The 26,739-nt window shown below is 71.4% G+C and carries 22 protein-coding genes and 1 pseudogene; 15 read left to right on the top strand and 8 right to left on the bottom strand.

The features are described 5' to 3' along the window. Positions 1 to 17 precede the first annotated feature (17 nt). The 3 genes from ACFY3C_RS02115 to ACFY3C_RS02105 all read left to right on the top strand — a co-directional run bounded on the left by ACFY3C_RS02115 (position 18) and on the right by ACFY3C_RS02105 (position 2,909). Positions 18 to 1,499 carry a long-chain fatty acid--CoA ligase gene (locus ACFY3C_RS02115; RefSeq protein ID WP_390769360.1) on the top strand — a complete coding sequence of 494 codons (1,482 nt, stop codon included), beginning with the start codon at positions 18 to 20 and terminating at the stop codon, positions 1,497 to 1,499. Between the two features lie 611 nt (positions 1,500 to 2,110). Then, positions 2,111 to 2,530 (top strand): aspartate 1-decarboxylase, encoded by a 420-nt coding sequence (panD, locus tag ACFY3C_RS02110; protein WP_386576860.1) that lies wholly within the window; start codon positions 2,111 to 2,113, stop codon positions 2,528 to 2,530. Positions 2,531 to 2,564: 34 nt separating this feature from the next. Beyond that, entirely contained in the window at positions 2,565 to 2,909 is a 345-nt protein-coding gene (locus ACFY3C_RS02105) for a GNAT family N-acetyltransferase (protein WP_390769359.1), read from the top strand. Between the two features lie 510 nt (positions 2,910 to 3,419). Here the strand turns inward: ACFY3C_RS02105 and gndA are convergent. Continuing rightward, positions 3,420 to 4,859: an NADP-dependent phosphogluconate dehydrogenase gene (gene gndA / locus ACFY3C_RS02100; RefSeq protein WP_386576858.1), complete on the bottom strand. Its 1,440-nt coding sequence runs from the start codon at positions 4,857 to 4,859 to the stop codon at positions 3,420 to 3,422. Positions 4,860 to 5,207: 348 nt separating this feature from the next. Between gndA and ACFY3C_RS02095 the strand changes: the two genes are divergently transcribed. Next, positions 5,208 to 6,374 carry a transglycosylase family protein gene (locus ACFY3C_RS02095; protein WP_390769358.1) on the top strand — a complete coding sequence of 389 codons (1,167 nt, stop codon included), beginning with the start codon at positions 5,208 to 5,210 and terminating at the stop codon, positions 6,372 to 6,374. Here the strand turns inward: ACFY3C_RS02095 and ACFY3C_RS02090 are convergent. After that, entirely contained in the window at positions 6,364 to 7,581 is a 1,218-nt protein-coding gene (locus ACFY3C_RS02090; protein ID WP_390769357.1) for a DMT family transporter, read from the bottom strand. The two genes, ACFY3C_RS02095 and ACFY3C_RS02090, sit on opposite strands and share 11 nt — an antisense overlap. A gap of 229 nt (positions 7,582 to 7,810) precedes the next feature. Between ACFY3C_RS02090 and ACFY3C_RS02085 the strand changes: the two genes are divergently transcribed. The 6 genes from ACFY3C_RS02085 to ACFY3C_RS02060 all read left to right on the top strand — a co-directional run bounded on the left by ACFY3C_RS02085 (position 7,811) and on the right by ACFY3C_RS02060 (position 16,787). After that, the gene (locus tag ACFY3C_RS02085; RefSeq protein ID WP_390769539.1) at positions 7,811 to 8,560 is read left to right on the top strand and encodes a (2Fe-2S)-binding protein; all 750 of its coding nucleotides are present in this window, start codon (positions 7,811 to 7,813) and stop codon (positions 8,558 to 8,560) included. A 40-nt stretch (positions 8,561 to 8,600) separates the two neighbouring features. Further along, positions 8,601 to 9,752, top strand: coding sequence for a glycogen synthase (gene glgA / locus ACFY3C_RS02080; protein ID WP_390769356.1), 1,152 nt, complete (start codon positions 8,601 to 8,603; stop codon positions 9,750 to 9,752). A 50-nt stretch (positions 9,753 to 9,802) separates the two neighbouring features. Continuing rightward, the gene (glgC, locus tag ACFY3C_RS02075; protein ID WP_386576854.1) at positions 9,803 to 11,023 is read left to right on the top strand and encodes a glucose-1-phosphate adenylyltransferase; all 1,221 of its coding nucleotides are present in this window, start codon (positions 9,803 to 9,805) and stop codon (positions 11,021 to 11,023) included. 183 nt (positions 11,024 to 11,206) lie between these two features. Next, the gene (locus ACFY3C_RS02070; protein ID WP_390769355.1) at positions 11,207 to 13,528 is read left to right on the top strand and encodes a GH92 family glycosyl hydrolase; all 2,322 of its coding nucleotides are present in this window, start codon (positions 11,207 to 11,209) and stop codon (positions 13,526 to 13,528) included. Between the two features lie 148 nt (positions 13,529 to 13,676). After that, a complete protein-coding gene (locus ACFY3C_RS02065) occupies positions 13,677 to 15,008 on the top strand; it encodes a wax ester/triacylglycerol synthase family O-acyltransferase (RefSeq protein ID WP_386576952.1) in 1,332 nt (443 codons plus the stop codon). Between the two features lie 285 nt (positions 15,009 to 15,293). After that, complete coding sequence (locus ACFY3C_RS02060) at positions 15,294 to 16,787, top strand: SDR family NAD(P)-dependent oxidoreductase (protein ID WP_390769354.1); 1,494 nt, start codon at positions 15,294 to 15,296, stop codon at positions 16,785 to 16,787. Between the two features lie 162 nt (positions 16,788 to 16,949). On the opposite strand, the gene ACFY3C_RS02055 is transcribed toward ACFY3C_RS02060, so the two are convergent. Together ACFY3C_RS02055 and ACFY3C_RS02050 are read right to left on the bottom strand one after the other, a co-directional pair. Beyond that, the gene (locus tag ACFY3C_RS02055; protein WP_386576851.1) at positions 16,950 to 17,750 is read right to left on the bottom strand and encodes an SDR family oxidoreductase; all 801 of its coding nucleotides are present in this window, start codon (positions 17,748 to 17,750) and stop codon (positions 16,950 to 16,952) included. A 157-nt stretch (positions 17,751 to 17,907) separates the two neighbouring features. Next, a complete protein-coding gene (locus tag ACFY3C_RS02050; RefSeq protein ID WP_390769353.1) occupies positions 17,908 to 18,306 on the bottom strand; it encodes a hypothetical protein in 399 nt (132 codons plus the stop codon). Between the two features lie 407 nt (positions 18,307 to 18,713). On the opposite strand from ACFY3C_RS02050, the gene ACFY3C_RS02045 reads away from it, so the two are divergent. Together ACFY3C_RS02045 and ACFY3C_RS02040 are read left to right on the top strand one after the other, a co-directional pair. Then, positions 18,714 to 18,887, top strand: a complete 174-nt coding sequence (locus tag ACFY3C_RS02045) for a hypothetical protein (RefSeq protein WP_386576849.1) — start codon at positions 18,714 to 18,716, stop codon at positions 18,885 to 18,887. Positions 18,888 to 18,944: 57 nt separating this feature from the next. After that, positions 18,945 to 19,448: a GNAT family N-acetyltransferase gene (locus tag ACFY3C_RS02040; RefSeq protein ID WP_390769352.1), complete on the top strand. Its 504-nt coding sequence runs from the start codon at positions 18,945 to 18,947 to the stop codon at positions 19,446 to 19,448. 55 nt (positions 19,449 to 19,503) lie between these two features. Here ACFY3C_RS02040 and ACFY3C_RS02035 read toward each other — a convergent pair whose 3' ends face one another. Continuing rightward, positions 19,504 to 20,856, bottom strand: a complete 1,353-nt coding sequence (locus ACFY3C_RS02035; RefSeq protein ID WP_386576846.1) for an amidase — start codon at positions 20,854 to 20,856, stop codon at positions 19,504 to 19,506. A 107-nt stretch (positions 20,857 to 20,963) separates the two neighbouring features. After that, positions 20,964 to 21,398, bottom strand: coding sequence for an Lrp/AsnC family transcriptional regulator (locus ACFY3C_RS02030; RefSeq protein ID WP_390769351.1), 435 nt, complete (start codon positions 21,396 to 21,398; stop codon positions 20,964 to 20,966). Between the two features lie 97 nt (positions 21,399 to 21,495). Here ACFY3C_RS02030 and ACFY3C_RS02025 point away from each other — a divergent pair, with 97 nt between their 5' ends. Next, on the top strand, positions 21,496 to 22,428 hold the full coding sequence (locus ACFY3C_RS02025; RefSeq protein ID WP_390769350.1) for an SMP-30/gluconolactonase/LRE family protein: 933 nt from the start codon (positions 21,496 to 21,498) through the stop codon (positions 22,426 to 22,428). Positions 22,429 to 22,531: 103 nt separating this feature from the next. Beyond that, a pseudogene (locus tag ACFY3C_RS02020) lies at positions 22,532 to 22,758 on the top strand (NAD(+) synthase); the annotation flags it as partial. 73 nt (positions 22,759 to 22,831) lie between these two features. Here ACFY3C_RS02020 and ACFY3C_RS02015 read toward each other — a convergent pair. Both ACFY3C_RS02015 and ACFY3C_RS02010 read right to left on the bottom strand, forming a co-directional pair. Then, the gene (locus ACFY3C_RS02015; RefSeq protein WP_390769349.1) at positions 22,832 to 23,890 is read right to left on the bottom strand and encodes a M12 family metallopeptidase; all 1,059 of its coding nucleotides are present in this window, start codon (positions 23,888 to 23,890) and stop codon (positions 22,832 to 22,834) included. Positions 23,891 to 24,085: 195 nt separating this feature from the next. Beyond that, positions 24,086 to 25,189 carry a LacI family DNA-binding transcriptional regulator gene (locus tag ACFY3C_RS02010; RefSeq protein ID WP_390769348.1) on the bottom strand — a complete coding sequence of 368 codons (1,104 nt, stop codon included), beginning with the start codon at positions 25,187 to 25,189 and terminating at the stop codon, positions 24,086 to 24,088. 258 nt (positions 25,190 to 25,447) lie between these two features. On the opposite strand from ACFY3C_RS02010, the gene ACFY3C_RS02005 reads away from it, so the two are divergent. Next, the gene (locus tag ACFY3C_RS02005) at positions 25,448 to 26,737 is read left to right on the top strand and encodes an ABC transporter substrate-binding protein (protein WP_390769347.1); all 1,290 of its coding nucleotides are present in this window, start codon (positions 25,448 to 25,450) and stop codon (positions 26,735 to 26,737) included. Positions 26,738 to 26,739 lie beyond the last annotated feature (2 nt).

The following is a 26,739-nucleotide window of genomic DNA, read 5'->3' as shown; positions in this document are numbered from 1 at the left end:
CAGGAACCGATCCCCTCATGAACCTCAACGACTTCCTCGCCCGCGCTGCCACCGAGCACGGCCACCGCCGCGCGGTCGAGCTGGGCGAACAAGGGCTGAGCTACGCCGAGCTGGCAACCCTCGCCGGTCGTACCACCGCACTCCTCGCCGCCCGTGGTGTCGGCCCCGGCGACCGGGTCGGCCTGATGCTGCCCAACCTTCTCGAGTTCCCCGTCCTCTACTACGGCGTGCTGGGCGCCGGTGCCGTCGTGGTGCCGATGAACCCCCTGCTCAAGCCGCGCGAGATCGCCCACCAGGTGTGCGACTCCGGCATGGCGCTGCTCCTGGCCCGGGACGGCGTCGCCGACCAGGCCCGGGCCGGCGCCGACGACACCGGAACCCCTGTGGTGCCGATCGTGCCCGGTGGGCTGGAGACGCTGCTGGCCGAGCACCCGGACCCGACAGCGGCCGTCCCGCGCAAGGACGACGACCTCGCCGTCGTCCTCTACACCTCCGGCACCACGGGCGCGCCCAAGGGCGCCATGCTCACCCACGCCAACGTGGCCCGCAACGCCGAGATCGGCGGGCTCACCCTGCTCCGGCTCACCCCCGACGACGTGGTGATGGGCTGCCTGCCTCTCTTCCACGCCTTCGGACAGTCCTGCGCCATGAACGCCGCCGTGGCGGCGGGTGCCCGACTCACCCTGCTCGCCCGCTTCGACCCGGGCCAGGCCCTGCGCACCATCGACGAGCGGCGAGTTACCGTCTTCGAGGGCGTGCCGACCATGTACGCCGCCATACTCGCCGAACACGAGCGCAGCGCGGAGCAACGCGACACGAGCTCGCTGCGCAGGTGCATCTCCGGCGCCGCCTCCCTCCCCGTCGAGCTGCTGCGCGCCTTCGAGGCCGCCTTCGGATGTCCGATCCTGGAGGGCTTCGGCATGTCCGAGACCTCCCCGATCGCCTCCTTCAACCACCCCGACCGTCCCCGCAAGCCCGGCTCCGTCGGCACGCCCGTCGAGGGTGTCGAGATGTGCCTCCTCGACCCGGTCGACGGCGTCGGCGAGCTCTGCGTCCGCGGCCACAACGTGATGGCCAGCTACTGGAACCGTCCCGAGGCGACCGCCGAGACCGTCGTCGACGGCTGGCTGCGCACCGGCGACCTGGCACGCGTCGACGAGGACGGCTACTACTACATCGTCGACCGCAAGAAGGACCTCATCATCCGCGGCGGCTACAACGTCTACCCGCGCGAGATCGAGGAGGTGCTGTACGAGCACCCCGCAGTGGCCGAGGCCGCAGTGATCGGCATCGCGCAGCCTTCCCTCGGCGAGGAGGTGGCCGCGGTGGTCGCGCTGCGCCCGGGCGCAGCGGCGGACGCGGACGAGCTGCGGGGGTTCGTCCGCGAGCGTGTGGCGGCCTACAAGTACCCGCGTGAGGTCTGGCTCGTCGACGCTCTGCCCAAGGGGCCCACCGGCAAGATCCTCAAGCGGCAGATCGCCGCCCCCGAGAGCCGCTGACCCGGCGCCTCTCGTCCCGGAACCGCCGCAACGGCGCGAAGTGCGCGCGATCCACCGGGAGTCGAGCCCACCCGCATCAAGCCCGCGGCTGCCGAGTCCCGGCGCGCACTGCGTCAGCAGACGGTCGCGGAACACGCGAAGCAGGTGGGCCCGATCGTGGCCGAGCGCGGACAAGGGCTGCCCGGACGGTGCGGAACCCGTGCTGCCGGAGGCGTCCTCGTCGGACTTCCGCTCATGCGATCACCGTTCCTGAGGTTCCGTCGTGGTTCCGTCCGACAACCGGGGTCGCGCGAGCCCCCAATGGACCGGCGTCGTGCCCGGCCCGGTGGGGACTTGGGCGCGCCGGCTCTCTCCGCGGGCGCGGACGACGACCCGTACCCGGTCCAGGCATACGATGCTCGGCGGACAGCGCGGGCGCTCGGGGCGGCAGACCTCGACGACGCGTTCACCAGCGTCTTCGGAATTCCGCCGCGCGACGGATGCCGGGCGGGTCGGTGTGAGGCCTCGAACACCCGGCGACAGCTGACCGGACATGCGAAACGAGGTAGCCTCCGGAGACCGCCCTTGACCTGCAGAGGCAGGCAGGGAGCAGACGAATCGGGAGTTTCTTCGTGCTTCGTACCATGTTCAAGTCCAAGATCCACCGCGCCACCGTCACCCAGGCCGACCTGCACTACGTGGGATCGGTGACCATCGACGCCGACCTCCTCGACGCCGCCGACCTGCTGCCCGGCGAGCTGGTCCACATCGTCGACATCACCAACGGTGCCCGCCTGGAGACGTACGTCATCGAAGGCGAGCGCGGTTCGGGAGTCATCGGGATCAATGGTGCGGCCGCCCACCTGGTGCACCCCGGAGACCTGGTGATCATCATCAGCTACGCTCAGGTAACCGACGCCGAGGCGCGGGAGCTGAAGCCGCGGGTCGTGCATGTCGACGGCGGCAACCGGATCGTGTCCCTCGGCGCCGACCCGTCCGAGCCGGTGCCCGGCTCGGACCAGGAGCGCAGCCCGCAGGCCGTCTCGGCCTGACCGGCGGACGAGGACCAGGAGTGTGCGCGTACCCATGAGTGACTTCGAGATCCGTGACGACCGGGCGGCGGGCCGCCTGGAGGCCGTCGGCGACGGCGAAGTCGTCGGCCACATCGAGTACTTCGTCCTCGAGTCACCCGCGCGCGCCCTGGTCCCGGTCCACACCATCGTGGAGCCCGCCCACGAGGGCAAGGGCATCGCGGGCTCACTGGCCCGTGAGCTGTACGCGGTGTCCGAGCGCGAGGGCATCCCGGTCGCCCCGCTGTGCCCGTACGTCATCAAGTGGGCCGAGCGCCACCCCGACGTGGCCCCGACCGCCGACCCGGAGCTGCTGGAGGCCGCGAAGGACTGGCTGCGGGCCCACCCCGGACGCTTCTGAGCACACCGACGCCATCCGGCCACCCGGGCCCGTCGCCCGCCGCCGTCGGGTGAGTGGCCGAGCGGGCCCCGGGTACGCGGGGAGTAGTCCAGGCGACGCCGGCGACTGCTCGGAGGCCCCCGATGACGAGCCCGTACCCCGATCCAGCATCCCCGGGACCACCACCGGCCCCGGGCCCCACTCCACCGGACCCTTACCCGACCCCCGTCCCACCCCCGGAACCGGGCCCGGCCCCGGCCCCGGAGCCCGTAGAACCGCCGGTGCCCACCCCACCACCGGCCCCCGGCCCTCCGGAACCCTCACCGTCCCCGATCCCCCCAGGCCCGGAACCCGAACCAAGCCCGGAACCGGGTCCACCCCTCACCTGAAAACCCCGGGCGGATCCAGCGCCCCGAAGGGGCGCGGGGCTGTGTCGATTTGCGGCTCCGCCGCGTGTGCGCGACCAGCCACAAAGCACCCGCACTCGCGCGACGACAGTTCCCCTCGCCCCATTAGGCGCACAGAACGTCCCTACGCGGAAACCTCACTCCGGTCCCCACCCCACAGCGTGTGGAACGACCCCTCCCGGTCCACCCGCCGATACGTGTGCGCCCCGAAGAAGTCCCGCTGCCCCTGCGTCAAAGCCGCCGGCAGGCGTTCCGCACGCAGCGCGTCGTAGTACGCCAGCGCCGCAGCGAAACCGGGCGTGGGCACCCCCTGCCGGGTCGCCGCGATCAGCACCTCGCGCCAGTCGTCCTGCGCCGCGGCGATCTCCTGCGCGAAGGCGTCGTCCGACAGCAGGCTCGGCAGATCGGCCCGGGCGTCGTACGCGGCACGGATGCGGTCCAGGAAGGCCGCCCGGATGATGCACCCGCCGCGCCAGATCGAGGAGACCGCGCCCAGGTCGATGTCCCAGTCGTACTCCTCGCTGCCCGCGGCGATCTCGTGGAAGCCCTGCGTGTACGACACGATCTTCGAGGCGTACAGCGCCTGCTCCACCTGGTCGGCGAACGCGGCCGCCTCCGACTCGCTCAGCGGCGAGGGCTTCGGCCCGGCCAGGCCCTGCGAGGCGGCCCGCAGCGCCGCGTGACCCGACAGCGACCGGGCGAACACGGCCTCGGCGATACCGGACACCGGCACCCCCAGGTCCAGCGCGATCTGCACCGTCCAGCGGCCGGTGCCCTTCTGCTCGGCCTGGTCGACCACCACGTCCACGAACGGCCTGCCGGTCGCCGCGTCCACGTGGGACAGCACCTCGGCGGTGATCTCGATCAGGTACGAGTCCAGGCGGCCCGTGTTCCAGGTGCGGAAGATGTCCGCGATCTGTGCGGGGGAGTACCCGGCGACGTCCCGCAGCAGCTGGTAGGCCTCGCCGATCAGCTGCATGTCGGCGTACTCGATGCCGTTGTGGACCATCTTCACGAAGTGACCTGCGCCGTCGGGGCCCACGTGCGTGACGCACGGCGCGCCGTCGGCCGCCTTCGCGGAGATCTTCTCCAGCATCGGGCCGAGCGAGTCGTAGGACTCCTTCGGGCCGCCCGGCATGATGCTCGGACCGTGCAGCGCGCCCTCCTCGCCGCCGGAGACGCCCATGCCGACGAAGTGGATGCCCTGCTCGCGCAGCGCCTTCTCACGGCGGCGGGTGTCCGCGAAGTGCGCGTTGCCCCCATCGATGATCATGTCGCCAGGCTCCAGGAGCGGGGCGAACTCCTCGATCACCGCATCCGTCGGGCCGCCGGCCTTGACCATGATGACGAGACGGCGCGGGCGCTCCAGGGCCGCCACGAAGTCCTTGGCGGTCTCGGCCGCGATGAAGTCGCCCTCGTGTCCGAACTCCTCCACCAGCTCCTGCGTCCGCGACACCGTGCGGTTGTGCACGGCGACCGTGTAACCGTTGCGCGCGAAGTTCCGGGCGAGGTTGCGGCCCATGACCGCGAGGCCCGTAACACCGATCTGCGCTGAAGTGCTCATACCGCCTGCTTCCTAACTGCCTCGTGACTACGGCTCCGTCAGTACGGGCCCGTTAGAGCCTGTCGTCACATTCCCGCCTGCCGTTCGGGCGGACGACGGGAATGTGACGACAGGCCCTAGCCCATCCTGACGTGCTGCTACGGCGAGCGCACATCCGACCCGCCACGCATGTGTACGCACGGAAGGCGCCCGTCTCCTCAGTGCCGCCGTCGCTCGCCGCCGAACTCGCCAAGGAAGGCCCGTTCCCGGCCACTTGGGAGCGGCATGCGGCTGATTTGCCGTCTTGTCATGGCCTGTTCGCGGCGCTTACTTTTGCCGCTCCTGACGCATGCCGAGGGGATTTCGGACATGGCCGTACGCGGCCGGCATCGCCGGTACCAGCCGAACAGGATCAACCGCGCCTCACTCACGGTCACGGCGGGCGGCGCCGGTCTCGCCATCCCGCTGGTCGCCGCCGGCACCGCAGACGCGGCCGACGCGTCCACCTGGCACAAGGTCGCCGCCTGCGAGTCCAGCGGCAACTGGAGCATCAACACCGGCAACGGCTACTACGGCGGGCTGCAGTTCACCCTGTCCACCTGGGAGGCCTACGGCGGCACCCGGTACGCGCCGCGCGCCGACCTCGCCACCAGGGACCAGCAGATCGCCGTCGCCGAGAAGGTCCTGGACGGGCAGGGGCCCGGCGCCTGGCCGGTGTGCTCGGTACGGGCCGGACTGACCCGGGGCGGCGAAGCGCCCGAGCTGCACACGGACAGTGCCGCGACCCGCCCGGCGAAGACCGGCAGGACCGGCTCCGTGCCGGACGTGCAGCCGCAGACGACCCCGCAGTCCCGTGCCGGCAAGGCCGAGATGTACACGGTGGTGCACGGCGACACGCTCTCCGGCATCGCCGGCGAGCACCACGTCCAGGGCGGCTGGCGCCGGCTGTACGCGGGCAACCGCGCCGCCATAGGGTCCGATCCCGACCTGATCCTGCCGGGCCAGCGGCTCAGCCTGCGCAGCGCCGCCTCCCCGGCGCCCGACACGCACACCGACGGCAAGTCCAAGTCTCCCAAGCGGAAAGCCCCTTCGGACAAGAAGACGCACCAGCGCCCGAGCCACGGCAGCGGCCACTCGCTCGTCGCCCCGGTGCACGGCGGCATCGGCACCGGCTACCGCGTGGCCGGGTCGCACTGGTCGAAGGGCTATCACACCGGCGTCGACTTCCTCGTGCCGACCGGTACCTCCGTCCACGCGGCGGCGGCCGGACACGTGGTCGCCGCGGGCTGGGGCGGCTCCTACGGCTACCAGGTGGTGATCCGGCACGCCGACGGGCGCTACACCCAGTACGCCCACCTGTCCGCCATCTCCGTGCGGGCCGGGCAGAGCGTGTCCACGGGCCAGCGCATCGGCCGCTCCGGGTCCACCGGAAACGTCACGGGCCCGCATCTGCACTTCGAGGTGCGGACGGGGCCCGGCTTCGGCTCGGACATCGACCCGGTCGCCTATCTCCGGGCCGGCGGCGTCAGGATGTGACCCGCGTACGGTGCCGCTCCACGACGGGCACCGGGATGTGGAAGCTGGCGGACAGCGGGAGGTACGAGGCGGGGAGGGCGTAGACGGCCGGTATGACGCCGCCGCGCCCTTCGCGACCGCCGTCCGGAGCCGCCACGAGCACGTCCTCGAAGGCGGGCATGTCCGGGAGGGCACGTACGTCCGGGAGGGCGGGCACGTCCGGGAGGAGGGAGCTGTCGGGCACGCCCAGGTCCTCCGCGGCAGGATCGCCCCCGGCCTCTCCGGCCTCCCCGTCCTTCCCAGCCTCCGACGGTTCCGCCGCCGACCGCTGCCGGGGCACGCTCCCGAGCACCTCCGCGGCGCCGGCCCCCGTCTCCGCGACCGGCTCCGCCGCCGGGGCGGGCTCCAGCCGCTCCGTCGTCAGCAGGATGAGACCGCCCGCGGCCACCACGCCGCAGCCCAGGGCGAGCACGGTGCCCGTGGAGGCGTAGCGGAACGTCTCGCCGAACATCATGATGCCGACCGCGGCGGCCAGCACCGGGTTGACCACCGTCAGCGTGGCCAGCGGCGCGGCGAGGCCGCCGCCCCGGTAGGAGGCCTGGGAGAGCATGATGCCGGCGGTCGCGAACACTGCGATCACCGCGAGGGAGGGCAGGTCGCCGAGGCTGATCCCGCTGTCCCAGTCGACCGCCACGGTCTTGGTGAACACGGACGACATGCCGAAGGCTATGCCGGAGCCGGTGGCCAGCAGCACGCTGCGCACGGCCGGGTGCCGGTGCACGGCCCGGCCCGCGATCATCAGCGCCACGACCGCTCCGCCGGTGACCAGCGCGACGGCCGTCCGCTGGGCGCCGTCGAGGGAGTGCGCGTCGGACGTGCCGACCAGGGACAGCAGGCCCGCGAGGCCCACGGTGGCCATGATGGCGCCGCGCCAGGCGGCCGCCCCGGCCCTGCGGGAGACGAAGAGCGCCGCCATGGGCAGGGCGAAGACGATGGTCAGCGCGCCCAGCGGCTGCACCAGGCTGAGCGGGCCGTAGGCCAGCGCCACGACGTGCAGCACGCCGCCGAGCCCGTTGAGTGTCAGCGCCGCCCACCAGCCGGCCCGGCGCAGTGGCATGTACGAACCGTCGGGGGAGGACACCGCGACCTGCTCCTGCACGATCGCTCCGCCGGCGTAGGCGACGGCGGAGACGAACGACAGGAGCACGGACAACGCCAGGGCGCTCATCTGCAGCTCCTCTGCGTGAGCCGGGACCCCCGGGTCCGGCGCGGCGTACGGTCGGCTTCCATGGTCGACACTCTGCCCGCTCGGGTCTCTTCCCGTCGTCGTACCTGAGCACGCAATGCGTCCTACTACCGATGGAGTACGCCGACCGCGCGATCATCCCCAAGAGGGGTGACCGCGGGTGGACACCCCGGGGTCCGCGCCGCGAACAAGCCTGGTACTAGTGCTCCTCGTGGACCTCGACCCCGAACTCGCCGCCCTCCGCCCGCTCGGCGGATTCTTCGTCCTCCGCACCGTCGGAGCGGTGCCGGAGCCGGCTTCCGAGCCCCTGCCGACGCTCGCGGAGACCTATGAAGCGGGGCCATCGGATGTTTATGGAAATCAGCTGACTTTCCGTGTCGAGACAGTGGGGCAGCGCCTGCGCACGACCGAGCCGCGGGTCGCCGCCTCCATCAGCCAGCAGGGACTCGCCGCCCGCCTGTGGTCCCCGGCCCTGGCCTGTGCGGCCCTGTACGGCCTCCTGCCCGACCTCGATCCGCGCCTGCTGCGCTGGGACGCCGCCGCCACCGCCCCGGACGACCTGTGGCTGACCGAGGTGCGCCCGCTGCCGGGCGACGCGGCGACGCTCGCGGACACCGTGCTGCACGGCCATCTCGAACCCCTAGGGGAGACCCTGAGAGCCCGCTACGGTGTCGCCGCCGGCCTGCTGTGGGGCAACGCCGCCTCGGCGCTCGCCGGAGCCGCCCGCGAGCTGGACCGCTGGGCCCGCGCGAGGGATCGTACCGAGGTGGCGGACCGGGCCCGCCGCCTCACCGGCGAACTCTTCGCCCACCCCCTCCTGCGCACCACCGGCACCCGCAGCGGCACGGCCTTCCGCCGCCGCAGCTGCTGCCTGTACTACCGCGTCCCCGGCGGCGGAGTCTGCGGCGACTGCTGCTTCACCCGCCCGCCGCGCTCTTCCCCGGAGGCCGCTTCTGGGTGACCATGAAGGGAACGTGCCGCCGTGGCAAGGGGGTTGTCGGGTGCGTGTGGGACTGCTGACCCGGGAGTACCCCCCGGACGTGTACGGCGGCGCCGGCGTCCATGTGGAGTTCCTCGCCCGCGAGTTGACCTCCCTGGTGGACCTGGAGGTGCACTGCTGGGGCGAGGGGCGCGGCGTCGGTGTCGTACGCCACCGCCCCTGGACCGTCCTCGACGGCTCCAACGACGCGCTGCGCACCTTCTCCGTGGACCTCTCCATCGCCGCCGCCCTGGAAGGCCGCGAGCTCGTCCACTCCCACACCTGGTACGCCAATCTCGCCGGCCACCTCGCCAAGCTCCTCCACGGCATCCCGCACGTGATGACCGCCCACTCGCTGGAGCCCCTGCGGCCCTGGAAGGCCGAACAACTGGGCGGCGGATACGCCCTGTCGAGCTGGGCCGAGCGCACCGCGGTCGAGGCCGCGGACGCGGTGATCGCCGTGTCGGGAGCCATGCGGGAGGACATCCTCGCCTGCTATCCGACGCTGGACCCGGCGAAGGTCCACGTCGTGCACAACGGCATCGACACGACGCTCTACCGGCCGAACCGGGGCACCGACGCCCTCATCCGCACCGGCCTCGACCCCGCCCGCCCGTACGTCCTGTTCGTCGGCCGGATCACCCGCCAGAAGGGCGTGCCCCATCTGCTGCGCGCGGTACGGGAGATCGACCCGCGCGCACAGGTCGTGCTGTGCGCGGGAGCACCCGACACCCCGGAGATCGACCGCGAGTTCCGGGATCTGTACGAGGAGCTGAGCCGGGTCCGCGAGGGAGTGTTCTGGATCCCGCAGATGCTGCCGCGCACGGATGTGATCCAACTCCTCACGCACGCCGCCGTGTTCGTCTGCCCGTCGGTGTACGAACCCCTCGGCATAGTCAACCTGGAGGCCATGGCGTGCGGCACACCCGTGGTGGCCTCCCGGGTCGGTGGCATCCCCGAGGTCGTCGAGGACGGTCGCACGGGCCTCCTCGTCGACGTGGACGACGACTTCGAGGCGGGCCTCGCCCATGCACTGGACGCCGTCCTCGGCGACCGGGAGACGGCCCGAAGGATGGGCGAGGCCGGACGGGACCGTGCGGTGGGCGAGTTCGGCTGGGACGCGGTGGCCCGGCGCACCGCCGGGCTGTACGAGGAGATCCTCAAGCAGGCCTAGTCCGGTCTGTTCGGGGCAGCCATGGTTCAACCAGGGTGAGGGGAGCGGCCATGCGTCGTGGTGGACCTTCGGTTCTCGGAATCGTTCTGGCGGGCGGAGCGGGCAAGCGCCTGATGCCGCTCACCGCGGACCGCGCCAAACCAGCCGTCACCTTCGGCGGCACCTACCGGCTCGTCGACTTCGTCCTGTCCAACCTCGTCAACGCCGACGTCCTGCGCATCTGCGTGCTGACCCAGTACAAGTCCCACTCCCTGGACCGGCACATCACCACCACCTGGCGGATGTCCAGCCTGCTCGGCAACTACGTCACCCCGGTCCCGGCCCAGCAGCGCCTCGGCCCGCGCTGGTACCTGGGCAGCGCCGACGCGATCCTGCAGTCGCTGAACCTCGTCCACGACGAACAGCCCGAGTACGTGGCCGTGTTCGGCGCCGACCACGTCTACCGCATGGACCCGCGGCAGATGCTGCAGCAGCACATCGAGGGCGGCGCGGGCGTGACGGTGGCGGGCATCCGGGTGCCGCGCTCGGAGTCCTCCTCCTTCGGGGTGATCACGCCGGGCTCGGACGGCATCGGTGTCGAGCGCTTCCTGGAGAAGCCCGCCGACCCGCCCGGGCTGGCGGACGACCCCGAGTGCGTGTTCGCCTCGATGGGCAACTACGTCTTCTCCACCAAGGCCCTCATCGAGGCGCTGCAACGCGACGCCGAGGACAGCCAGTCGGTGCACGACATGGGCGGCTCGATCCTGCCCCAGCTCACCGGCCGCGGCGAGGCACAGCTGTACGACTTCAGCGCCAACCACGTGCCCGGGGAGACCAGCCGCGACCAGGGCTACTGGCGGGACGTAGGCACCCTGGACGCCTACTACGAGGCCCACATGGACCTGATCGCCGAGCGGCCCGCCTTCAACCTCTACAACCGGCAGTGGCCCATCTACACCCACTCCAACCAGCTCTCCCCGGCCCGCTTCAACGCGGGCGGCATGGCGAGCGAGTCCATCATCAGCGCGGGCTGCCTGATCCGCGGTCAGGTCACCCGGTCCGTGCTGTCGCCGGGGGTCCGGGTCGACCCGGGCGCGGTCGTGCAGGGCTCGGTGCTGCACGACAACGTGCACATCGGCCGGGGTGCGGTCGTCCGCGGTGCCGTCCTGGACAAGAACGTCGAGGTGCCGCCCGGCGCGACGATCGGCGTCAACCCGGAGCGGGACGCCGAGCTGTACACCGTCTCCAAGGGCGGGGTGATCGCCCTGGGGAAGGGACAGCGGGTCTCCTGAGATCCCCTGCCCCCTTGACCTCCTGATCTCCTGGCCCCTGATCTCCTGCCCTCCTGGCGGACGCGCCGTCAGACCGCTTCCGACCGCGACGCGTTTGTCATCACCGTCCCGGAATGCCGGGGTTCGCCTCGTTCGGCCTTCACGATGCAGGCAACGATGTCGAACCTTCGGAGGTCATCCGACATGAGAGGGACCCGGCGCACGCGGCTGTGCCTGGCCGGGGTGCTGGCAGCGTCCACGCTGATCGCCACCCCCGCCGCACGGGCCGCCGAGCGGACCGACGGCCACCTCACCGACCTGGTCAACCCCTTCATCGGGAGCCAGAACGAGGGCAACACCTTCCCCGGCGCGGCCGTGCCCTTCGGCATGGTGCAGCTCTCCCCGGACACCGGGCACAGCACCGGCTACGACTACACGCAGCACACCGTCCGCGGCTTCTCGCTGGTCCATCTCTCGGGCGTCGGCTGCCGGATCGGCGGCGACCTGCCCGTGCTGCCCACCACGGGCGAGGTCACGCAGACGGACTACGCCAAGTACGCGGCGGGCTTCTCGCACGCCGACGAGGAGGCGAGCCCCGGCTACTACCGTGTCGGCCTCGACTCCGGCATCCGCGCCGAGCTGACCGCGAGCAGGCGCACCGGAGTGCAGCGCTTCACCTTCCCGGCCACCGACAAGGCCAACGTCCTGCTGAACGCGCGTCAGTCGCTGCACAAGCCGGTCGGCAGTACGGTCGAGATCCTCGACGACCACACCGTGCGCACCGCGATCACCGGCCACGGCTTCTGCCGTGACACCGGCCCCTACACCGTCTACACGATCACCCGCTTCAGCCGGCCCTTCACCGCGTACGGCACCTGGAACAGCGCCACGGTCACCCCGGGCGCCCGCACCGGGGGCGGCGGCGCCTACGTCCGCTTCGACGCGACGAGGGACCGTACCGTCGAGGCGACCACCGCCCTGTCGTACGTCGACGCGCGCGGCGCCGCCGTCAACCTGCGCGCCGAGGGCGGCCGGTCCTTCGACGCCGTACGGGACCGGGCCCGCGAGGCGTGGGAGCGGCGGCTCGCCACGGTCCGTGTCGAAGGCGGCGACCCGATCCTGCGCCGCACCTTCTACTCGTCGCTGTACCGCTCGTTCCTCGCGCCCAACATCGGCAGTGACGCGGACGGCCGCTACACCGGCTGGGACCGCCGTGTCCACCGGGCGGAGCGATTCACGTACTACCAGAACTGGTCGCTGTGGGACACCTACCGCACCCAGGCCCAGCTCCTCGCGCTGCTCGCGCCCCGCGAGGCGCGCGACATGGCCCTGTCGGTGGTGAAGGTCGACGAGGACGGCGGCTGGCTGCCCAAGTGGGGCTACGGCCCGGTCGAGACGAACACCATGAGCGGCGACCCCGTCACCCCGTTCCTCACCACCGCCTACCAGATGGGCCTGCTCAAGGGGTTCGAGGAACGCGCCTACCGGGCGCTGCGGAAGAACGCCGACGGGGTGCCGCCCACCGGCTACCCGGGCATCGGCCGGGAGGCCAACGCCGAGTACATCGCGCACGGCTTCGCGCCCTACGACAAGAGTCACCCGCTCGCCAAGATGGGCGACTCCGACTACCACCACGGCGCCTCCGTCACCCTGGAGTACGCCCTCGCCGACGCCGTGCTCGCCCAGATGGCCCGTGGCCTCGGCCACACCCACGACGCGGCCCGCTACGCCGCCCGGGCGCAGAACTACCGGACCGTCTTCGACCCCTCCACCGGCTTCTTCCGCGCCCGGGACGCCGCCGGCGCCTTCACGGGCTCGGCCGACCCGGCCCGCGGCATCGGCTTCCACGAGGGCACCGCCTGGCAGTACCAGTGGCTCGTCCCGCAGGACCTGCCCGGCATGATCGGCCTCATCGGCGGCGAGCGTGCGGCCAACGACCGCCTGGACTCCTTCTTCGCCTACGACCGGCTGCTGGCCGACCCCGGGAGGACCGCCCGCGAGGTGTGGGTGCACGGGGACGCGTACAACTACTACAACGCCGACAAGTACAACCCGATGAACGAGCCCGACCTCATCGCGCCCTACACCTACCTGGCCACCGGGCAGCCCTGGAAGACCACGGACGTCGTCCACGCGGCGCTGACCCTCTTCACCGACGGACCCGCCGGCATGACCGGAAACGACGACCTCGGCACCATGTCCGCCTGGAACGTGCTGTCCTCGATCGGGCTCTTCCCGATCCAGCCCGGCTACGACACCTGGGGCCTGTCCACTCCGGTCTTCGACCGCGTCGACCTCACCCTGGACCGCCGCTTCTGGCCCGGCGGCCGGCTGACGGTCACCGCGCCAGGCACCTCGGCGAGCGACCGCTACGTCCAGGCCGTCCGCGCGGACGGGACGCCCCACACGCGGACCTATCTGACGACCGACGCGCTGCGCTCCACGCGCTCCCTCGCGTTCACGGTCGGCCCGCGCCCGTCCGAGTGGGGTACGTCACCCCAGGCGGCACCACCGGTGCTGAAGTGACCTCAGGAGTCTCCTGAGTCCCGCCCCTCTCACAGGGGCGGGACTTAATCTGCTGTTAACTGAGCGTAGCCTGATCATACTTGACCGTAATCGAGGGTCGGGGATTGACTGCATATATCCAACCGTCGACGACGTGCGAGGCAAGCCCTTGACTTCCGACCTGCTTGCTCCCCTCGACCTGGCCTTCTGGAACATGGAGTCCGAACGGCACCCGATGCACCTCGGCGCACTCGGCGTGTTCACCGCACACTCGCCCACCGCCGGAGCCCACGCCGCCGACCTGCTCGCCGCGCGCGCCGCCGCCGTGCCCGGTCTGCGCATGCGCATCCGGGACATCTGGCAGCCCCTCGCCTTCGGCGGCGCCGCCCGGGAGACCGATCCGGACTTCGACCCGCTCAACCACGTACGGCTGCACGCCCCGACGGCCGACTTCCAGGAGGCCGCGGGACGGCTGATGGAACGCCCGCTGGAGCGCGGCCGGCCGCCGTGGGAGGCGCACGTCCTGCCCGGCGAGGACGGCGTGTCCTTCGCCGTGCTGTTCAAGTTCCACCACGCCCTCGCCGACGGACTGCGCGCGCTCAAGCTCGCGGCCGGCGTCCTGGACCCGGTGGACCTGCCCGAGCGCGGCCCCCGTGCCATCGAGCCGCCGCGCAACCTGCTCTCCGACGTGCGCCGGCTGCCCGGACTCGTCCCCGAACTGGTCAAGGGCACCCTCTCCGACGTGGGCCGGGCCCTCGACATCGGCGCCTCCCTGGCCCGCTCGACCCTGGGCATGCGCCCCTCGTCCGCGCTGACCTCCGCGCCCAGCGGTACCCGTCGCACGGCCGGGGTCGTCCTGGACATCGACGACGTCCACCGGGTCCGCAAGAGCGCCGGCGGCACCGTCAACGACGTCCTCATCGCCGTCGTCGCCGGCGCGCTGCGCCGCTGGCTGGACGAACGCGGCGACGGCAGCGAGGGCGTCGCGCCCCGCGCCCTCATCCCCGTCTCCCGGCGCCGCCCGCGCGCCGCCCACCCACAGGGCAACCGGCTCTCCGGGTACCTGATACGGCTTCCGGTGGACGACCCCGATCCGCTCCGCCGGCTCGACACCGTGCGTACGGCGATGGTCCGCAACAAGGACGCGGGCCCCAACCGGGGCGCCGGGGCCGTCGCCCTGCTCGCCGACCATGTGCCCGCACTCGGACACCGGCTCGGCGGGCCGCTGGTCGGCCAGGCCGCGCGGCTCTGGTTCGACATCCTCGTCACCAGCGTGCCGCTGCCCGGGCTCGGGCTGAAGCTCGGCGGGAACCAGCTCGCCGAGGTCTACCCCTTCGCCCCGCTCGCCCCCGGTCAGTCCCTGGCGGTCGCGATCTCCACGTATCGCGGCCGCGTGCACTACGGGCTCGTTGCCGACGCGCGGGCCGTGCCGGACCTCGATGTGTTCGCGCGGGCGGTGTCGGACGAGGTGGAGATGCTGCTGTCCGTCTGCGAGGCCTGAACACCACCCGGCCTTCGGCCGGGCCCGGTTTCCCACCCGCACCACCCGTGCGGCTTTCGTCGCCGGGTGCGGGTGGCCCCGGTGGGGCGGATGCGCCGTCGGCGGCTGACGGGTCTGCTGTGGTGTGTGTGACCGATGGGGCCGTAGTGGTGTGGTCCTCGGGCCCGGTGAAGCCCGGTGTGTGGGAGCGGTTTGGCGGGTGGGCCCCGTGCTCCGTAAAATTCCCCGTTCGAAAGCGGGCGCGAGTCGGAGCGCTGCGCGGGTGATCAGGGAAGCGGCAGCGCGATGACGGTGACAGAGGACGGCCCGACGGCCATGGACGAGGTCGAGTACGGCCCCGGCATCGACCCTGAGCGCCTGGCCGTATGCCTCAGCGTGCTAGAGGAGCTCGACAAGCTGGAGGTCGACCACCCCGACGCCATCACGGTGCGCCGGGCCACGGCCGGCATCTACCGCACGGTCAAGCAGCGCCGCCGCCAGGAGCGCCGCGCCGCCAAGACCGCCCACGACAAGGCGGTCACCGAGGCCACCGCGACCGGCTCCGCCCAGCGCATCGACGACGAGACCGAGGGCATCCTGCCGTCGTCGGTCACCGAGGCCGGGAAGATCGCCGGGATACTCCAGCGCCCGCGCTCCTGCTACACCTGCAAGACGCGGTACGTGGAAGTCGACTACTTCTACCACCAGCTCTGTCCGGACTGCGCGGGTCTGAACCGGACCAAGCGCGACGCCCGCGCCGACCTGACCGGCAAGCGCGCCCTGCTCACCGGCGGCCGCGCCAAGATCGGCATGTACATCGCGCTGCGCCTGCTGCGCGACGGCGCGCACACGACCATCACCACGCGCTTCCCCAAGGACGCCATCCGCCGGTTCAAGGCGATGGAGGACTCGGCGGACTGGATGCACCGGCTGGAGGTCGTCGGCATCGACCTGCGCGACCCGGCGCAGGCCGTGGCCCTGGCCGAGCGGGTCGCCGAGGCGGGTCCGCTCGACATCCTGATCAACAACGCGACGCAGACCGTACGCCGCCTGCCCACCGCGTACGCCGCCCTGGTCGAGGGCGAGAGCGCCCCGCTGCCCGCCGGTGAGCTGCCCGCCCACCACGTCATCGGCGCCTTCAACTCCGGCGCCGTGGACGGCATCGCCGCACTGCCCCTCGGCACCAGCGGCCTGGACGCGCAGAAGGTCGCCGACCTCGCGCTGGTCGCGGGCAACGCCAGCGTCGCCCGGCACCTCGACGGCACCGCCATCGACGCGGGCGGCCTCGTCCCCGACGTCGTCGACACCAACACCTGGGTGCAGACCATCGACCAGATCTCGCCGGTCGAGCTGCTGGAGACCCAGCTGTGCAACTACACGTCGCCGTTCATCCTGATCAGCGCCCTGCGCCCGGCGATGGCGGACGCCGCGAAGAAGGCCACCAGCGGCCGTTCCTACGTCGTCAACGTCTCGGCGATGGAAGGGGTCTTCGGCCGCGGCTACAAGGGCGCCGGACACCCGAACACCAACGCCGCGAAGGCCGCCATGAACATGGTCACGCGGACGAGCGCCCAGGAGATGTTCGAGACCGACGGCATCCTCATGACCTCCGTCGACACCGGCTGGATCACCGACGAGCGTCCCCACTACGACAAGCTGCGCCTGGCGGAGGCCGGCTTCCACGCGCCGCTCGACCTGGTGGACGGCGCGGCCCGCGTCTACGACCCTGTCGTGCGCGGCGAGCAGGGCGAGGACGTGTACGGCGTCTTCCTGAAGGACTACGTGCCCGGCAAGTGGTGAACCGGGGGCGGGAAACCGGTGGCCCGTCGGGCCACCGGTGATCTAGCCTCCAAGAGTCGTGCCGGGGTGCCCGGTGCGCAGGCGACGCGTTCTTCGTGGTTGAACTCCCATTGCAGGCCCCAGAGGGCCTGTGGCCCTTCGGGGGCCGGCTCGCGTCGCCGTCTAGACCTCGGGCACCCGGCGCAGACGTTCGTGCACGGCGTACACCCCCGCCCCGGAAGCGGCCCGCACCCGCGTCCCGCCGTCCACCAGCAGATCGGCGCCCGTGATCCAGTCGGCCGCGTCCGAGACCAGCCACACCACGGCCCGTGCCACGTCCTGCGGCTCCCCGATCCGCCCGAGCGGCAGCCCCGCGGCCACCTCCGCCTCGCCCGGCTCCCACACGAACCGCGCCATCTCGGTGCGGACGAGCCCGGGGGAGACCGAGTTGACCCGTACCCGGGGCGCGAGTTCGCCCGCGAGCTGCCGGGTGAGATGCAGCAGGGCCGCCTTGGTGGTGCCGTAGGCGCCGACGTGCGGCCCCACATGCCCGGCACCCTCCGTGCACACGTTGACGACGGCTCCGCCGTGCTCCCGCATCCACCCGCGCCAGGCGCACTGCACCAGCCGCAGCGGCGCCTCGACGTTGACCGCGAACGCCTCCCGCCAGGCCGCCGCTCCGGCCTCCATCAGCGGCCCGTACGGCCGGTTGGTCGCCGCGTTGTTGACGAGGACGTCCAGCCGCCCGAACTCGCGCAGCGCGAGATCCGTCAGCTCCTCGGGATGCCCCGCATCGGCCACGCTCCCGGCCAGCCCGATCCCGCCCAGCTCGGCGGCCGTGCGCCGCACCTCGCCGGCGTCCCGCGCGGTCACGCAGACCAGCGCACCGGCCGCGGCGAGAGCCTCGGCGACGGCACGCCCGATCCCACGCGTCCCGCCGGTGACGACTGCCGCCCTGCCCCTGAGCCCGTACGTCGAGGTCATCGCCGTACCGTCTCATGACGGTCTGTCAGAAACCAGGGGTGCGCGCGCCCGAAGGGGCGCGGGGCTGTGCCGATGTGCGGCTTGGCCGCGTGGGCGCGACCAGCCACGACGGCGCCGCAGACAAACGACGTCACCGCGCGGCACCTCCAGCGGAGCGCTAAGCGCCGAGCCGCGAATGCCGGGCCGCGACCAGCTCCAGTACGGTGCGCCAGTCCTCCAGCACCCCGGCGTCGAAGCCCGCGGTGCGGCCCTCCTCGGCGGCCTGGCGCAGCCGCAGCAGATCGTCGTCGGCGGGTCCGGTGGGGTGGGAGTACCCGCGCACCAGGCGGAACACCCGCTCGCCGAGCAGCGGGCGCACCGCGGCGGCCGCGCCGCGGGCCCGCCCGGCCTCGTCGCCCGGGCTCGGCACCGGTCCGATGCCGTGCACCAGCCCCGCCACCTGGAGCTCCTTGTCGGCAGGACGGCTGCGGCGCAGCAGCGCGGCGGTTCGCAGCGCGTCCTGGTGCCGGCCGGCGTACAGCAGATCCATCAGCTCCTCGACACTGCGCAGCTCCATGCGTCAGTCCTTCCGGGAGACGGCCGTTGCCCTCCGCCAGCAGATCATGGCGACCTTGCGACCCGGCCAACGGCACCTGAACTGCGCCGCATGTCCGCCGAGTGGGTGAATCCCACCGGCGGGCGGGTGATGCGCGATGTGACAAATAGCGGCATATTGAGGGGCATTGGAGGGCAATCGACTTCCGATAGTTACACCTTGTTTGCACTCCCTATCGAGCGGACCCTCGCTCATTTGGTTAACCTGGAGGGCATGGACAGCAATACGGGGTCCCACCCACACCCCTGGTCCGAACCGGCGCCACCGCGTCCGACTGGCCTTCCATTCAGACCCGAGCGGGCGACGAGCATCGGAGCGCAAGCTGTCCGGTATGCCCCGAGGGTGACCCGACACATAAGGAGTGCGCGGTGACATCGGAGAAGACGAATCGCGACGAACGCCCCAAGGAACGCACGGAGCGCGGCCGCCGGCGGCCCGGAGAACTGGGCAGCCTCGACGTGTGGGCCCGCTCCGCCCCGATCCGCCTCGCGGGTTACGAGGACGACCTCGCCGAACCCCACATCCTGCCCAGCGTCGACTGACCCTCCGGGCCGGTTCGCCGCGATCGCCGCACGCATGGGCGTGGCAGACTCACGCCCATGCTGATCAGAGAAGCCGCGGCCGAGGACTGGCCGCACATCTGGCCTTTCTGGCACCGGATCGTCGCCGCCGCCGAGACCTACGCCTGGGACCCCGACACCTCCGAGCAGGCGGCCCGCGCCCTGTGGATGAGCCCGGCCAAGCGCGTCTACGTGGCCGAGGACCCCACCGGCGCCGTGGTCGGCTCGGCCTACCTCACCCCGAACTACGGCGGCCCCGCCGCGGGCGTCGCCAACGCGGGCTTCATGGTCGACCCCGACCACACCGGCCAGGGCATCGGCCGAGCCCTCGCCGAACACATCCTGGCCGAGGCGAAGACCCACGGCTACCACGCGATGGTCTTCAACGCCGTGGTGGAGACGAACCCCGCGGTCGGCCTGTGGCAGTCCCTCGGCTTCAGCATCCTCGCCACGATCCCGCAGGCGTTCGACCATCCCCGCCGGGGCAGGGTGGGGCTGCACATCATGTACAAGGCGCTCGACCAGCCGGGGAAGCGATCGTGACGCCCGGGCCGGGCGGTGTCATCCTCCGGGACCGCCGCGACGGGCGTGAGGTCCGCTACGCCTGATCCGCCAGGGGTGCCGTCCGCTGCCACGGGTGCAGGCTCTCCAGCTGCTCCGCCAACGTCAGGAGGTCTTCCTCCGTGCCCGGGCGGCCCACCAGTTGGACGGCGCAGGGGGCGCCGGAGGGGAGGGTACCGAGGGGGATCGACATCGCGGGCCAGCCCGTCAGGTTCCAGGGCGGGGTGAAGGGGGAGTAGGCGGAGTTGGCCGCGATGTTGCGCAGCCAGCCGCGCTTGTGCCAGGGGGCGGCCTTGGGGGAGCGGCGGGCCAGGGTCGGCGTGAGCAGGACGTCGTGCTCGGTGAAGAAGGGGGTCAGCCGGGCGCGGAGGCGTTCGCGCTGGTCGCCGGTGCGGACCGAGGCGAGGAAGCGGCGGCCCACGGCCGCGTGCACCCGGGTGCGCCGGGCCAGCCGCGCCGGGTCGAGGCCCTCCGCGTCCACCGCCGTACCCGCCGTCCAGTGCTGGAGCGAAGTGATGCTGAGCGAGAGCGGGTAGGGCGGCTCGGCCCGCCGGACCCGGTGCCCGGCCTTGGCCAGCACTTCGGCCGCCTGCCGGACCGCGGTCGTATACGGCTTGCTCACGCTCACCCCGGCGAGCGGGCTGCGCAGGGCGACGGCGATCCTGAGCGGTGTCCGCTCCTCGCGTCGTACGAACTCGGCGTCCGCGAGGACCGACAGCATCAGCCGCAGATCCTCGACCGTCGTGGCCAGCGGACCGTTCTCCGACATCCCGAACCAGTCGCCGTTGCCGATCCCGGCCGGCACCACGCCGTGCCCCGGCTTCAGCGTGACCAGCCCGCAGTTGGCCGCCGGGATGCGCAGCGAGCCCATCCCGTCGTTGCCGAGCGCGATCGGCACCAGGCCCGCCGCCACCGCGGCCGCGCTGCCGCCGGACGAGCCGCCCGCGCTGCGGGAGGTGTCCCACGGATTGCGGGCGATGCCGAACACGCCCTCGGTGGTGCCGAAGACGCACAGCTCGGGCACGTTCGTCAGACCCACGACCACCGCACCGGCCGCGCGCAGCCGGGCCACCGTCACATGGTCCTCGCCGGCCGGGGTGTCCGGGGTCGCGGCCGAGCCGTCGCGGTGGGACTCGCCGCGCACCGCCAGGTTGTCCTTCACTGCCACCGGCACACCGGCTAGCGGCAGTTCGGCCAGATCGGCACGGGACGCCACCGCGTCCGCCTCCGCGAGCGCGGCCTCCGCCCGTACCTTCCGGAACGCTCCGATCCGGCCGTCCAGCCGCTCGATTCGCGCGAGGTGCTCCGCCACCACCTCCCGTGGCGTGACCTCCTTCGCGCGTACGGCGGCGGCGATCTCGGCGGCGGTCCGGCCGGCCCAGCTGCTCACGGGCGCTCCTCGGCTACTCGTCGGTATCAATCAGCGTGTGTAGGGAGAACTGTGCACGGTCGGGGGCTGCACGTCGAGGGGGCGAAGTCCGCCAGCGGAGTGGCGCCTCACGGGGAGACAGGGCGCTCGAAGAAGGTCTCGAGCACCACGGTGGCCTGCGTGCCGCTGACTCCCTCGATCGCGTAGATACGGCGCAGCACGTCCTGGAGTTGCTGCGTGGTGGAGGTCCTGACCTTGACCAGGACCGAGGCGCTTCCGGCGATCACATGTGCTTCCTCTATCTCCGGAATGGCGGCGAACCGGTCACCGGAGTCGCCCACCCACCGGGTCGAGTCCACCATCACGAAGGCGAGCACGTTCCGCCCGATGGCAGCGGGATCGACCTCGGCGGCCGTCCGGCGGATGACCCCGCGCTCCCGGAGCTTGCGCACGCGTTCGTGGGTGGCCCCCGCGGACAGTCCGACGGCCTCGCCCAGCGCCGTATACGGCCTGGTGGCGTCCTCCTGGAGGAGGGCGAGCAACTGCCGATCGACTTCGTCCACGGCATCTCCTTCGGTAAAGAGCTTGATCTGCCGAACCTCATTCTGCATAGTTCTGATTCGGCAGATCAACATTCGGATCGATGGTGAGGGTGACGGCATGCCCGGCGAGCGACCGCAGTTGTACGAGACCCTCGATGACCGGTTCCGCACGGGCAGGTGTCAGGCGGGCGACTCGAAGCTGGAGGTCCTCTTCGAGGGCTGCCGCTGGGCCGAGGGCCCCGTCTACGTCCCGGCCGGGCGGTACCTGGTCTGGAGCGACATCCCCAACGACCGCCTGCTGCGCTGGGACGAGACCACCGGCAAGGTCGGCGTCTTCCGCTCACCGGCCGGCCACCCCAACGGCAACACCCTGGACAACCAGGGCCGCCTGATCACCTGCGAGCAGGGCAACCGCCGCGTCACCCGCACCGAGCACGACGGCTCGGTCACCGTGATCGCCGACCGCTTCCAGGGCCAGAGGCTCAACAGCCCGAACGACGCCGCGGTGCGCTCCGACGGCTCGATCTGGTTCTCCGACCCCGACTTCGGGATCATCACCGACTACGAGGGCCACCGCGCCGAGAGCGAGATCGGCGCCTGCAACGTCTACCGCGTGGACCCGGGCACCGGCGAGGTACGGCTGGTCGCCGACGGTTTCCGCGGCCCCAACGGCCTCGTCTTCTCGCCGGACGAGCGCCGGCTGTACGTCTCGGACAGCAGGGCCAACCACATCCGCGTCTTCGACGTCCAAGGCGACGGCACCCTGACCGGGGGCGAGGTCTTCGCCGAGTGCGGGATCGGCAACTTCGACAACATCCGCTTCGACGACGCGGGCCGGCTCTGGGCCGCCGCCATGGACGGCGGTGTGCACTGCTACGACCCGGGCGGCACGCTTCTCGGCCGCCTGCTGGTCCCCGACTCCGTCGCCAACATCCGCTTCGGCGGCGCCAAGCGGAACCGCATGTTCATCGCCGCCGACACCGCCCTCTACTCCCTCGTCATGTCGGTCACCGGCACACCACCGCTGCCGACCGCGATCCACGCGTCCTGATCCGCCCCCCTCAGAAGCCGGGAGTAACCGTGACCGGTCCGGCGCCCATATCCCCGTCCGTGCAGCGGGAGATCGCCCGGGACCGATCGAGCGGTGGATGGCCTTCCTCGCCATGCGGCTGCCGTACGGCACCCAGGCCGACGAGCGGGATGCGTGGCCGGCGCTGGAGTCATCCGGCCCGACCGGGTCCTGACCGTCGACGTGAAGCCCGCCGGCGACGCCGCGCTGGAGGCGGTGCCTGCCGGCAGCCTGGTCTTCCGCGACGCGCACCACCGGGACTTCGTGCACGGCAATATCAAGGTCCGGCAGCGCGTGATCGCCCAGGACGCGACCTGAAACGCCGGCAGGCCGCCGCACCGAGCACAAGCGCCGGCTGCCGATCGCTCCCTGAAGGAGCCGCAGCTCACCAATACATGAGCGCGATCGAGCCGCTGCCCCAGGTGGAGTACAGGCGGGCCCGAGCCACGTAGTTGTGGTCCTTGAGGAGTTTGACCGTGAGGCGGCCGTTGCGGTCCTGTCCGCTGTCGTCGTCGGCGGTGACGAACCGAAGCTCGCCGTCGACGCGCTCGAACAGGGCCAGGACGACGTCGCTGTTGCCGAACGTGCCGATCTCGTAGCTGCGGGTCTCCGTCGGAGCGATCTCGAAGTCGGCCTGTTCCCCGGTGGCGAGCTGCAGCGGGGTCGACTGGAACGCCTCGAGCCGGGCCGGCTGGGCGGCGAGCGGCGGGTACCACTGCAGGACGCGCTCCTTGTCCACCGCGGACAGGCTCAGTGTCTCGGGGATGCCGTTGCGGTAGGCCTCGGGGCGCACGATCAGTCCGGGTCCGAAGCTGTACTCCATGATGGAGTGGACATCCCATTCGGAGCCCGTGACCTCGTCCTTCGACAGCTTGCGCAGGATGTTCTCGAACGTGACCTCGTGCGGCCAGTTGTTGGGCGGTCCGCCGAGTTCCTGGTAGACCCCATCCGTGTTCCACTCGATGCCCGCGAACGGGTTCTGGTGCTCGTGGGCGAAGCCGATCGCGTGTCCGGTCTCGTGCAGCGCGGTGGCCTTGCCGTAGGGGGTGGTCAGGTCCCAGCCGAAGGTCATGGTGGCTTCGTTCGTGCCGATGAGCAGATTGTCCCGGCCGACGTACGACGCGGAGCCGTCGCGCTCCCGGAACGCGATACGGATCTCGGACTCGGTGGGATCGGCCACTTCCACGAACTCCAGCCCGATCCCGAGGTGCTTCCAGGCCTGGAAGGCGTGCCGGACCTCCTCCAGCTGCTCCGGGCCTCCGATGTCACCGCCCTGGTCGAGGAAGGCGTAGTGCAGGACCGTGCCGTTGATCCACTTGGCGCGGACCAGCAGGATCGCCCTCGACCGGCCCGGGCTGAGGTCCGGGCGCAACACGGGCTGGGTCTGGGGTGGTTGGACGCAGTAGCGAGGCGTGATCGTCCCGGTCGCGGACGGCGCGTTCATGACGGCTCCCCTTCATGTGCGTGTCTGTCACCACGAGGGCGAACGCGCACCCAGCCGTCGGCCGGCGGCCGGGCGAAGAAGGAGGACGGCGGCAGGATTCCGATCGCCACCACGGTGCTACGGTTCCTGGGGAAAAGCCCGGCCTGGATATCTCCAGCATCTTTCCGAACGCGAAGTTCCGCAAGTGTCGAATGGTTAGATACCGTAGGAAACCGGGCGGTTGAATGGTGAAGCACCGCCCTCTCGTGCCGTGCGCGCACTCCCCGTACTGCCCCGCCCCGTGAGCCGCGGCACCGGCACCCCCACCGCCCGCGCCGCCTCCCCGTCCAGCAGCGCCATCAGCTCGCGTGCCGCCGTGCGCCCGAACTCGGCGCTGTCCCGGGACAGGGCGGACAGCCGGGGAGTGACCATGCGGCACAGAGCCGAGTCCTCCCAGGACACGACCGACACATCCTGCGGGACGCGGAAACCGAGGTCGGCGGCCGCCGCGAGACCGGCCACGGCCATCACGTCGTTGTCGTAGATCAGCGCGGTCGGGGGAGGGGAGCCGCCGAGCCCGCCGAGCACCCGGCGGGTCACGGCGGCGCCCTCCGTGTCGGAGTAGTCGGTGGTCACCGAGCGGACCTCGGTGAGGCCGCGGCGCCCCGCTTCCGCGCGCAGCGTGGCGATACGACGCCGGGTGTGCGCCAGGGTGGGGAGGCCCGCGATGTGGACGATCCGCCGGTGGCCCAGCGCCGTCAGCTCGTCGACCACGGACGCCATCGCGCCGGCGTCGTCCGCCCACACCGTGGACAGGCCGGCGTGGCGCACGTCGGGGGCGCCGCCGATGACCACGGCGGGCAGGCCCAGTTCGTCCAGCAGGTCGGGGCGTGGGTCCTCGGCGCGCGGGTCGACCACCAGGACGCCGTCCACCCGGTGCTCCGCCCACCAGCGCCGATAGACCACGCACTCGTCGGCCACGTCCTGAGCCACCTGGAAAAGCAGGCCCAGATGGCGTTCGGCGAGCACTTCCTGGATGCCGGAGACGAGTTGCAGGAAGAAGGAGTCGACGCCCAGCGTGTCCGCCGGTCGGGCCAGGACGAAGCCGACCGTGGCCGCTCCCTCGCCGGAGAGGGCGCGGGCCGCCGTGCTGGGGCGCCAGCCGAGCTGCTCGGCGACCCGGCGGACCCGGGCGCGGGTGGTCTCGGAGACACCGGAGCGGCCGTTGAGGGCGAAGGAGACCGCGCTCTCGGAGACTCCGGCGCGGCGCGCGATGTCCTTCATCGTCGGTCGGCGCGCGGGTGATCGTTTCTCCGGCAACGCTGGGCCCTCCATTCCGTGCGGTCCGGTCCCGGCCAACTGCTAATGCGCTTGAGCGCACTTACCCTAAAGCGCATTAGCGACCGGCGGCAATAGGTCCAACGCACCGCTGTGAGCAGGGGTTTTGAGTCACTAATGACTTTAGCTGGGTCGAATCCATTGACTCCTCACGGAATCGCTGGGCACAGTCTGGCCCGGCACCTTCGGCCCCATCCCCCTGCATCCCGCTGCATCCCCCTGCAAAGGAGCCCAGCCGCCGTGCGCATCTCCCGCAGAACCTTCGCCGCCGCTGCCGTCGCCCTCGTCCTGCCGCTGAGTGCCTGCGGCTCGGGAGGGGACGACGGCGGCTCGACCGACGCCTCGGGCAAGGTCGAGGGCGACATCACCTTCCAGACCTGGAACCTGCGCGCCAACTTCAAGCCGTACTTCGAGGGCTTGATCGCGGACTTCGAGAAGAAGTACCCCGGCACCCATGTGAAGTGGATCGACCAGCCCGCCGAGGGCTACGCCGACAAGATCAGCGCCGACGCGGCCGGCGGCACCCTGCCGGACGTCGTCAACGTCTCCCCGGACCTGGTCGCCCCGCTCGCCAAGGCGGGCCTCGCCCTCGACCTCGACAAGGCTGCGGGCAAGTACACATCCGAATACCTGGACGGGGCCTGGGCCAGCCACCAGGTCCCGGGCCTGAACGGCACCTTCGCCTTCCCGTGGTACCTGAACACCGGCCCGCTCTTCTACAACAAGTCCCTGTTCGAGAAGGCCGGACTCGACCCCAGCACCCCGCCGAAGACCTACGACGAACTCTTCGCCGACGCCCTGCAGATGGCGAAGAAGAGCGACGGCAAGGTCGCCACGCTCGCCAACGTGCCCACCGTCGAGGACTTCGGCCGGTACGGTGTCCAGCTGATGAACAAGGAGGGGACCGGGTTCGCCTTCAACGACACCAAGGGAGTCGAACTTCTCAGCAAGTACAAGGAGTTGTACGACGCCAAGGCCCTCGACCCGCAGGCCCTGACCGCCACTCCGGAATCCTCCGGCAAGAAGTTCCTCACCGAGGCCGTCGCCATGAACCCCGGCAGCGCACTCGACCTCGGCAACTTCAAGAAGCAGGCCCCGAACCTGTACAAGAACATCGGCATCACCGACCAGATCACCAGCACCGGGCACGTCAACATGTACGTGATGGGCGTGATGGTCAACTCCCGCACCAAGCACACCCCGGCCGCGGTCGCCTTCGCGCACTTCGTCACCGACGCGCAGAACCAGATGTCCTTCGCCAAGAAGGTCGCCATCTTCCCGAGCACCGCGGGCTCCCTCGACGACCCGTACTTCATCAAGGAGGACGGCACCGACGAGACACGCGTCCGCATCGCCGCCGCCAAGTCCCTGAAGAACGCGGTCAATTACACGCCGGTGCTGTTCAGCGAGCAGATGAAGACCGCGCTGCGCAACGAGGTCGCCAAGGCCCTACAGGGCAAGGAGAGCCCCAAGACGGCTCTTGACAACGCTGTCAAGGCCTGCGACCAGCTCCTGAAGCAGCAGGGCTGAAC

Source organism: Streptomyces sp. NPDC001410, from assembly GCF_042895235.1.
Lineage (GTDB): Bacteria > Actinomycetota > Actinomycetes > Streptomycetales > Streptomycetaceae > Streptomyces.
Note: the sequence above shows the minus strand (reverse complement) of the source record. Positions and strands in the feature narration are given on the sequence as shown.

Excerpts from the sequence above, each read along its gene's own strand:
- glgC (WP_386576854.1), top strand. The coding sequence starts at position 9,803 with ATGCGTCGTGGTGGACCTTCGGTTCTCGGAATCGTTCTGGCGGGCGGA.
- ACFY3C_RS02040 (WP_390769352.1), top strand. The coding sequence starts at position 18,945 with ATGCTGATCAGAGAAGCCGCGGCCGAGGACTGGCCGCACATCTGGCCT.
- ACFY3C_RS02115 (WP_390769360.1), top strand. The coding sequence starts at position 18 with ATGAACCTCAACGACTTCCTCGCCCGCGCTGCCACCGAGCACGGCCAC.
- ACFY3C_RS02060 (WP_390769354.1), top strand. The coding sequence starts at position 15,294 with ATGACGGTGACAGAGGACGGCCCGACGGCCATGGACGAGGTCGAGTAC.
- gndA (WP_386576858.1), bottom strand. The coding sequence starts at position 4,859 with ATGAGCACTTCAGCGCAGATCGGTGTTACGGGCCTCGCGGTCATGGGC.
- ACFY3C_RS02070 (WP_390769355.1), top strand. The coding sequence starts at position 11,207 with ATGAGAGGGACCCGGCGCACGCGGCTGTGCCTGGCCGGGGTGCTGGCA.
- ACFY3C_RS02090 (WP_390769357.1), bottom strand. The coding sequence starts at position 7,581 with ATGAGCGCCCTGGCGTTGTCCGTGCTCCTGTCGTTCGTCTCCGCCGTC.
- ACFY3C_RS02095 (WP_390769358.1), top strand. The coding sequence starts at position 5,208 with ATGGCCGTACGCGGCCGGCATCGCCGGTACCAGCCGAACAGGATCAAC.
- ACFY3C_RS02050 (WP_390769353.1), bottom strand. The coding sequence starts at position 18,306 with ATGGAGCTGCGCAGTGTCGAGGAGCTGATGGATCTGCTGTACGCCGGC.
- ACFY3C_RS02025 (WP_390769350.1), top strand. The coding sequence starts at position 21,496 with ATGCCCGGCGAGCGACCGCAGTTGTACGAGACCCTCGATGACCGGTTC.
- ACFY3C_RS02105 (WP_390769359.1), top strand. The coding sequence starts at position 2,565 with ATGAGTGACTTCGAGATCCGTGACGACCGGGCGGCGGGCCGCCTGGAG.
- ACFY3C_RS02015 (WP_390769349.1), bottom strand. The coding sequence starts at position 23,890 with ATGAACGCGCCGTCCGCGACCGGGACGATCACGCCTCGCTACTGCGTC.
- ACFY3C_RS02055 (WP_386576851.1), bottom strand. The coding sequence starts at position 17,750 with ATGACCTCGACGTACGGGCTCAGGGGCAGGGCGGCAGTCGTCACCGGC.